This is a genomic window from Streptomyces sp. SID5785, from assembly GCF_009870065.1.
Taxonomy (GTDB): domain Bacteria; phylum Actinomycetota; class Actinomycetes; order Streptomycetales; family Streptomycetaceae; genus Streptomyces.
This window is the reverse complement of sequence record NZ_WWIA01000879.1, coordinates 1-7,396: the sequence shown is the minus strand read 5'-3', so window position 1 is coordinate 7,396 and position 7,396 is coordinate 1. Positions and strand designations below refer to the sequence as shown.

The following is a 7,396-nucleotide window of genomic DNA, read 5'->3' as shown; positions in this document are numbered from 1 at the left end:
CAGTGCCTCGAAGCCCTCGGCGAACCGGCCGCCGCCCTCGCCGAGTACCGCTCCCTGCTCCCGTACTACGAGAACCAGTACGCCACCACCGACCTCCGGCTCGCCCTCGAAGTGCGCCGCCGCATCGGCCAGTTGCTCCTCGCCGTCGGCGACCGCGGCGCCGCCCACGAGACCCTGCTGCGCCTGCTCCACGACGCCGAGCGCCTGCACGGCCCCGGCCACCCCTTCCCCGCCGAGGTCCGCCGCACCCTCCACTGGCTCGGACAAGTGCGCGGCTGACCCGCCCGGGCGGAGTTCAGTACCCCAACTCCCGGCGAATCGTTGTCGAATAGGTGGCCCAGCAAGCGGTCACTGCCTAACATCGATCAACGTCGGACTTTGTGCGCCCACCCGTCGCCCGACCACCGCCCCAGCCGGACGGACGCGCCACGCGCGGCGGAACGCGCACAAACTACTCGCAGGGAGGCTCCACCTTGCACCGCCGCACCAGCCGCCGCACCGCGCTCGTCCTGTCCGCCGCCGCACTCGCCGCGGTCCCCGTCCTCACCGCCTGCGGGAACGAGGCGCACCCCGGAGCCGCGGCCGTCGTCGGCGGCCAGCGCATCACCGTCTCCCAGCTCGACGCCCGCGTCACCGAGGTGCGCGACGCCCAGCAGGCCGCCACCCAGGACCAGGCCCAGTACAAGCAGGCCGTCCAGGCCTCCGGCCCCCTCGCCCGCAACACGCTCAACGCGATGGTCCGCACCCGCGTCCTGCACCGCGCCGCCACCGACGCCGGAGTCACCGTCACCCGCGCCGAGACCCAGTCCATGCGCAGCGCCTACGAGAAGCGGGCCGGCGGCGCCGAGCAGCTGGAGACCGCCTTCCTCCAGCAGTACGGCATCCCCCCGCAGCGCCTCACCGAGGCCATGCGCACCGAGGTCGAGGCCGGCAAGCTCATGGAGGCCATCGGTGCCGACCCGCAGACCAGCGCCGGCAAGGCCGCCTTCGCCAAGGCCCTCGTCAACGCCTCCAAGGAACTGAACGTCACCCTCAACCCCCGCTACGGCACCTGGGACGCCCGGCTGAACTCCCGGACCGACGCCAAGACCCCCTGGCTCAACCAGGTGACGAAGCAGCCCGCGGCCCAGACCGCCTGACCGCTCACCGGACCGGCGGCCTGCGTTACGTTCGACGGGTGAACGACACCACCAGCGCCGCCGGCCGCATCGTCCTGCTCAGCACCAGCCACCGGGTCGCCCCCGGCCTCCTGTCCTGGCAGGCCTGGCAGGTCCTGCGCAGCGCCGACCAGGTGCTGTGCTCCGACCCCGCACACCCGCAGCTCCCGTACCTCGAAGAAGCCGGTGTCCGGCCGCTGCCCGGCGACGTCACCGCCCGCGAACTCGTCGACCGGTGCGCCGACGGCGGCCGCACCCTCGTCGTCCTCGCCGCCGCCGACGGCGACCGCCGGCTCACCGACGGCCTCGCCACCCTCGCCGGATCCGGCCGCGAGCAGATGCCCGCCCTCGAACTGCTCCCCGGCTCCTACGACCTGCCCGGCGCCCGCCTCCTCGACCTCGTCCAGGTCATGGACCGCATCCGCCGTGAGTGCCCCTGGTCCCGGCTGCGCACCCACGAGGACCTCGCCAAGTACGCCATCGAGGAGGCCTACGAACTCGTCGAGGCCATCGAGACCGGCGACCGCGACGAACTGCGCGAGGAACTCGGCGACGTCCTCCTCCAGGTCGTCTTCCACGCCCGCATCGCCGAGGAGGCCACCGGCGACGACGACCCCTTCTCCATCGACGACGTCGCCGGCGGCATCGTCACCAAGCTCATCCACCGCCACCCGCACGTCTTCGGCGACGACACCGCCGAGACCCCCGAGGACGTCAAGGAGCACTGGCTGCGCACCAAGGCCGAGGAGAAGCGCCGCGCCTCCGTCACCGACGGCGTCCCCGTCGGCCAGCCCGGCCTCGCCCTCGCCGCCAAGCTGGGCTCCCGCGTCCGCACCGCCGGACTCGACGTCCCCGTCCCCACCGGCCCGGGCATCGGCTACGAACTCCTCACCCTCGCCCTGCGCGCCGAGGCCGACGGCATCGACCCCGAAGCCGCCCTGCGGGCCGCCGCCCGCGCCTACCGTGACGCCGTCCGCACCACCGAGGGCCTCCCCGATACGGTCGAGAAGTGACCGAAAGCCCCGCCCCCGCCGACATGCCCGAACTCTTCACCTGGGAGTTCGCGAACGACCCGTACCCGGCCTACGCCTGGCTGCGCGAGCACGCCCCCGTGCACCGCACCACGCTGCCCAGCGGGGTCGAGGCCTGGCTGGTCACCCGCTACGCCGACGCCCGCCAGGCCCTCGCCGACCAGCGGCTCAGCAAGAATCCGGACCACCACGACGAGCCCTCGCACGCCAAGGGCAAGACGGGCATCCCCGGCGAACGCAAGGCCGAGCTGATGACCCACCTCCTCAACATCGACCCCCCGGACCACACCCGCCTGCGCCGCCTCGTCTCCAAGGCCTTCACCCCCCGCCGCGTGGCCGAATTCGCCCCCCGGGTCCAGGAACTGACGGACGACCTGATCGACCGCTTCGCCACGAAGGGCGAGGCGGACCTGATCCACGACTTCGCCTTCCCCCTCCCCATCTACGCGATCTGCGACCTCCTCGGCGTCCCCCGCGAGGACCAGGACGACTTCCGCGACTGGGCGGGCATGATGATCCGGCACGGCGGGGGGCCGCGGGGAGGGGTGGCGCGCTCGGTCAAGAAGATGCGCGGCTACCTGGCCGAGCTCATCCACCGCAAGCGCAACGACCCGGGCGACGACCTCATCTCCGGCCTGATCCGCGCCTCCGACCACGGCGAGCACCTCACGGAGAACGAGGCCGCCGCAATGGCCTTCATCCTCCTTTTTGCCGGTTTTGAGACCACGGTCAACCTCATCGGCAACGGGACCTACGCGCTGCTGACCCACCCCGAGCAGCGCGCACGCCTGCAGAGCTCGATCGCGGCCGGGGAGAGGGACCTGCTGGAGACCGGCGTCGAGGAGCTGCTGCGCTTCGACGGCCCGGTCGAGATGGCCACCTGGCGGTTCGCGACCGAGCCGCTGAGCATCGGCGGCCAGGACATCGCGGCCGGCGATCCGGTGCTCGTCGTGCTCGCGGCCGCCGACCGGGACCCGGCCCGGTTCGCCGAGCCCGACACCCTCGACCTGTCCCGTACGGACAACCAGCACCTGGGGTACGGGCACGGCATCCACTACTGCCTGGGCGCACCGCTGGCCCGTCTGGAGGGGCAGGCGGCTCTCGCCACCCTCCTGACCCGCCTGCCGGACCTGCGCCTCGCCGTCGACCCCGCCGACCTGCGCCGGCGCGGCGGCCTGATCATGCGCGGGCTGCGCACCCTGCCCGTGGCCTTCACCCCGCTGGAGCGGTGAAACCCGGATGCCCCGCGCACGGCCGCTCCCGTACGGTGGCCGGTATGGGAAGTCCCGAGTCGGACAGGGCGGGGGCATGCGGTCACGCCGTCTGCCCCCTGAGCCACTGATTCCGTAGGTCCGTACCGCCGCGCCGCGCCGCATCGCGCCGCGCGGCCGGGCCGGTGTGTCCGGGGGACGGACGCGGTGACGAGAAGACGTTCATGTCGCTCTCCTCCCGTCCGGAGTCCTTCGATGCCTCTCCCTCTCTTTCTGCTCGCCCTGGCCGTGTTCGCCATGGGCACCTCCGAGTTCATGCTCGCCGGGCTGCTCCCGGATCTCGCCGCCGGGTTCGGTGTGCCGGTCGGTACGGCCGGGCTGCTCACGACGGCGTTCGCGGCCGGGCTCGCCGTCGGCGCTCCGCTGATGGCCGTTCTGGCGCGGCGCCGCGATCCGCGGACCGCCCTGCTGCTGTCCGTGCTCGTGTTCGCGGCGGCCCATGTCGTGGGCGCCGTCACGACGGACTTCGGGGTGCTGCTCGCGACGCGGGTGGTCGCGGCGCTCGCCGACGCCGGGTTTCTGGCGGTGGCCCTGACGACGGCCGCGGCGCTGGTCGCGCCGGACCGCAAGGGCCGGGCGCTCGGCGTGCTCCTGTCGGGTACGACGCTGGCCACGGTGCTCGGGGTGCCGGGCGGGGCGGCGCTCGGGGCGCTGCTCGGACCGCGGGCGCCGTTCTGGGCGGTCGCGCTGCTGTGTGTGCTCGCCGGGGTCGGTCTGCTGCGCGGGCTGCCGTCCCGGGCGGCGGCGGACGGCCCGGTGCCGCTGCGCCGCGAACTGGCTCAACTCGCGCGGCCCGCACTGCTGTTGCCGATGCTGCTCGCGGCGCTGGTGAACGCGGCGACGTTCGCGGGCCTGACCTTTCTGGCGCCGGTCGTGACCGGCCCGGCGGGGCTGGGGGAGCGGGGGGTGCCGGTGGCGCTGGTGCTGTTCGGGCTCGGCTCGTTCGCGGGGGTGACGGTGGCGGGCCGGCTGGCGGACCGTCATCCGGGGCGGGTCCTGGCGGTCGGCGGGCCGTTGCTGCTCGCGGGCTGGCCGGCCCTGGCGCTGGCGGCGTCGCGCCCCGCGGTCCTGCTGGCGGTGCTGCTGGTGCAGGGCGCGGCGGCCTTCGCGGTGGGCAGCACGCTCGTCACGCGGGTGCTGTACGCCGCGGGCCGTGCCCCGGCGCTCGCGGGCGCGTACGGGACGGCTTCGCTCAACACGGGTGCCGCGGTGGGGCCCTTGCTCGGTTCCGCGGCGCTGGGTGCGGGCGGGGGACCCGTCGCGCCGTTCTGGGTGGGCGCGGCGCTGACGGCGGTCGCGTCGGTGGTGGCGGGCGCGGCCGTGGCGACGGGTCACGGGCACGGACTCGGGCTGCGGTCACGGGAGTTCGAGGTGCGGCGGACGGTCTGACGGCTTGTCCTGTTCCTGGGCTTTTCGCACGCTGAGGGGGGCTTGAGGGGGCCGTGAGGGGGGCTGCGGGAGTGACGGATCGTCAAAGCTGTGACTTTCACGTGATCTACGCTGCATCGACTTGTGACAAGCGTTCGAGTCCCGCTACCTTCACCACTCATCGCGTCGGACCCGTCCGTCGCGCCCCTCGCGACACCCGTCGCGCGCAGCATCAGTCTCGCGAAAGGCACCCGCATGCTCTCCGGGAACGGTCGTCACCGTCGCCCCCGTCAGGCACCTGCTCTCGTCGTCGCCGCCGGAGTCACCGGCAGCGCCATCGCGATCCCGCTGCTCGCCGCGACCAACGCGAGCGCCGCCGACACCCACGCCTGGGACAAGCTGGCCACGTGCGAGAGCGGTGGACAGTGGAGTCTCGACGCGGGGAACGGCTACTACGGCGGGCTCCAGCTGTCCCAGGAGATGTGGGAGCAGTACGGCGGGCTCGACTTCGCGCCGAGCGCGGACCAGGCGAGCCGGTCGCAGCAGATCTCGGTCGCGGAGAAGGTGCTGGACGACCGAGGGCCGGGCGCCTGGCCGAGCTGCTCGCTGACGGCGGGCCTCACCCAGGGCGACGGTTCGGCGGAGGTGGACCCGGGGTCGAGCCTCCTGCCGTCGCCCTCGGCGCCGGACGCGTCCGAGTCCCCGTCGGACGAGGCCTCCGGTGATACCTCCGGTAACGCTTCGTCGGGCGCGTCGGACGACGACGGAAAGACGGACAAGAAGGACGGCAAGGGCGAACAGGACGACCAGGGCGAGAAGGGTGAGGGCGCCGGCGCGGCCGAGGGCTCCGCGAGCCCGTCGCCGTCGGCCGCCCCGTCCGGTGACGACGAGTCGGGCGAATCGGGCAAGTCCGGCTCCGGTGCGCCGACTTCTCCGGAGGGCTCCGCCCCGGAGGCCACCCCGTCCTCCCCGGACGGCTCGGACGGTGGCCGCCACCGCGGCGACCGTGCCTCCGACGACCGCGCCGACTCCCGTACGGGAGAGGGGCGTCACGCCTCCCGCGAGGACAGCCGGGGCGGGGACGCGTACACGGTGCGCGCCGGGGACAACCTGTGGGACATCGCCGACTCGCATGACGTGGACGGCGGATGGGCCGCGCTGTACGACCTGAACAAGAAGACGGTCGGCTCCGACCCGGACCTCATCCTTCCTGGTCAGAGTCTGGATCTTGGGCTCGAATCGGGCGAAAAGTAGCGGGAGTTCGGGGCGGATTGCTGGCTGAATGTCCGATTTGGCGAAAGTGAGAGATGGGTCTCAAAGACCCTGATCGGCTTTGAAAACGGGCGGATCGGCTGCGTACGGTCTAGCCGCTCGCCACAGCGGGCCCCGACGGGCGACACGCCGAATCCTGCCACCGTCCGTCCGGGAACAGTCGACGCGTCAGCGCCGTGGGCAGGAGCGGGGGACCCAAGGTAAGTGCCGGTCCGGAAGCACGAAGTCCGGAGCGGCTGGGGGTTAAGTCGCGCACGAGGTTGCGCGGCCGGGCACTCACTGGCCCGAACCCGACAGCTCACCTCGTAGGCGTCGGTGAGGGGATCTCTCCATGCTGTTCTCCAGCAAGGGCAAGCACCGCCGCCCGTCCAAGGCCGTCCGTGTCGCCACGCTCGCCGGTGTCACCGGTGCCGCCGTCGCCGTCCCGCTGATGGGTGCCACCGGCGCCTCCGCCGCCACCGCGTCCGAGTGGGACGCCGTCGCGCAGTGCGAGTCCGGCGGCAACTGGTCGATCAACACGGGCAACGGCTACTACGGCGGCCTCCAGTTCTCGTCCTCCACGTGGGCCGCGTACGGCGGCACCTCGTACGCCTCCTCCGCGGACCAGGCCTCCAAGGCGCAGCAGATAGCCGTCGCCGAGAAGGTCCTCGCGTCGCAGGGCAAGGGTGCCTGGCCGAGCTGTGGTGTCGGCCTGTCCGGCGCCTCGACGTCCAACTCCGCGCCGGCCGCCGAGCCGCAGCAGCAGACCCAGCCGCAGCAGCAGGAGCGCAAGGCCGAGCAGCCCGCGAGCCGCTCGCAGGAGCGTCAGGCTCCGAAGGCGCAGCCGAAGAAGGAGACCGTCACCACCCCGACCGGCAAGAAGGTCAAGAAGGGCGACGGCGAGTACAAGGTCAAGAAGGGTGACTCCCTCAGCACGATCGCCGAGGCGCACCACACGACCTGGCAGAAGCTGTTCAAGCTGAACGACGACATCGTCACCGACGCGGACCTGATCTACCCGGGTCAGCAGCTGCACCTGAAGTAAGTCTTCCCCCTCTATATAGGGGACCGCGCACTCGGCTTCGGCGGAGGCCGATGCGCCGGCCGCTCATCACCTGGCCCCCTGCTCCGGACCACCGGGGTGGGGGGCCCTGGTGCGTTCCCGTCCGCGGGTCCGGTGGGGCTTCTCGCGCAGTTCCCCGCGCCCCTGGAGATGCGGACTTCGTCCGCGACCTCCATCGGGGCCACCGGGGTGGGGGCCCGGTGGGTTCCCGTCCGCGGGTGCGTGGGGGCTGGTCGCGCCCCGCGGCGGAGCCGC

6 protein-coding genes, 1 pseudogene and 1 riboswitch are annotated in these 7,396 nt (G+C 72.9%); all 7 genes and pseudogenes read left to right on the top strand.

What is annotated here, in order from left to right; translation table 11 throughout:
- Positions 1–279, top strand: a pseudogene (locus GTW43_RS28545) (serine/threonine protein kinase); the annotation flags it as partial.
- A gap of 194 nt (positions 280–473) precedes the next feature.
- Positions 474–1,139 (top strand): SurA N-terminal domain-containing protein, encoded by a 666-nt coding sequence (locus tag GTW43_RS28540; protein ID WP_161304847.1) that lies wholly within the window; start codon positions 474–476, stop codon positions 1,137–1,139.
- Positions 1,140–1,177: 38 nt separating this feature from the next.
- Entirely contained in the window at positions 1,178–2,170 is a 993-nt protein-coding gene (locus tag GTW43_RS28535) for a nucleoside triphosphate pyrophosphohydrolase (protein ID WP_161304846.1), read from the top strand.
- A 23-nt stretch (positions 2,171–2,193) separates the two neighbouring features.
- Positions 2,194–3,420 carry a cytochrome P450 gene (locus GTW43_RS28530; RefSeq protein ID WP_161304848.1) on the top strand — a complete coding sequence of 409 codons (1,227 nt, stop codon included), beginning with the start codon at positions 2,194–2,196 and terminating at the stop codon, positions 3,418–3,420.
- Between the two features lie 234 nt (positions 3,421–3,654).
- On the top strand, positions 3,655–4,848 hold the full coding sequence (locus GTW43_RS28525; RefSeq protein ID WP_161304845.1) for a Cmx/CmrA family chloramphenicol efflux MFS transporter: 1,194 nt from the start codon (positions 3,655–3,657) through the stop codon (positions 4,846–4,848).
- 234 nt (positions 4,849–5,082) lie between these two features.
- The gene (locus tag GTW43_RS28520) at positions 5,083–6,081 is read left to right on the top strand and encodes a transglycosylase family protein (protein ID WP_161304844.1); all 999 of its coding nucleotides are present in this window, start codon (positions 5,083–5,085) and stop codon (positions 6,079–6,081) included.
- A gap of 135 nt (positions 6,082–6,216) precedes the next feature.
- A riboswitch (cyclic di-AMP (ydaO/yuaA leader) is annotated at positions 6,217–6,426 on the top strand.
- Between the two features lie 4 nt (positions 6,427–6,430).
- Entirely contained in the window at positions 6,431–7,123 is a 693-nt protein-coding gene (locus GTW43_RS28515; protein WP_161304843.1) for a transglycosylase family protein, read from the top strand.
- Positions 7,124–7,396 lie beyond the last annotated feature (273 nt).

Bases quoted from the DNA above. Each gene is read 5' to 3' on its own strand.
- GTW43_RS28530 (WP_161304848.1), top strand. From the start codon at position 2,194: ATGCCCGAACTCTTCACCTGGGAGTTCGCGAACGACCCGTACCCGGCC.
- GTW43_RS28525 (WP_161304845.1), top strand. From the start codon at position 3,655: ATGCCTCTCCCTCTCTTTCTGCTCGCCCTGGCCGTGTTCGCCATGGGC.
- GTW43_RS28520 (WP_161304844.1), top strand. From the start codon at position 5,083: ATGCTCTCCGGGAACGGTCGTCACCGTCGCCCCCGTCAGGCACCTGCT.
- GTW43_RS28515 (WP_161304843.1), top strand. From the start codon at position 6,431: ATGCTGTTCTCCAGCAAGGGCAAGCACCGCCGCCCGTCCAAGGCCGTC.